General features: G+C 44.3%; 2 protein-coding genes. Both read right to left on the reverse strand.

Annotated elements, in window-relative coordinates; all coding sequences use genetic code 11:
* A partial coding sequence (locus tag WMO25_RS18905) for a helix-turn-helix domain-containing protein (RefSeq protein WP_353963883.1) occupies positions 1–190 on the reverse strand: 190 nt, incomplete at its 3' end.
* Positions 133–503 (reverse strand): IS200/IS605 family transposase (gene tnpA, locus WMO25_RS18780; RefSeq protein ID WP_349086774.1); only part of this gene is annotated, 371 nt, incomplete at its 5' end. The genes tnpA and WMO25_RS18905, both read right to left, overlap by 58 nt.

Genomic DNA, 503 nt, shown 5'->3' on the forward strand with positions numbered 1-503 from the left:
CAAATGTTTTGGCGAGCAGGACTTCCTGTTCTCTGTTTGGATATATACGAAAACGGTAAGCTATATTCATCTTTTTTTCTCTCCCTGCTTCTCGTTCAAGAATGCCTCGGCATTCTTGCTGCAAGGTGCGCGTCATGCAATTGCATGACATACTTCTACTGCGCACCTCTGCAATCCTGCCGGAGGCCATATCAGCTGGGGGATTGACTCCCAGCTGATATAACTACGGATAACATCAATCGGTGCACCACCCGCTGTCAACAGGCAGAAACTTTGACTCCAGAATGCTTCCTTCCAAAGTCTTTCCCTGATCTGTGGATATTCCTTTTTTAACAAACGACTGCTTGCACTTTTATACGCATTGATAAATTTACTGAGTTCTGATTTTGGCTGTGCCCGAAACATAACATGCACATGATCAACATCATGATTCCATTCTTCCAGTGTGATTCCATAATCAGGTGCAATACGTTCCCAGATCTCTTTTGCACGTTCCGAAATCG

Origin of the sequence: Coprococcus intestinihominis (assembly GCF_040096555.1) — a bacterium.
GTDB classification, from domain to species: Bacteria; Bacillota; Clostridia; order Lachnospirales; family Lachnospiraceae; genus Coprococcus_A; species Coprococcus_A intestinihominis.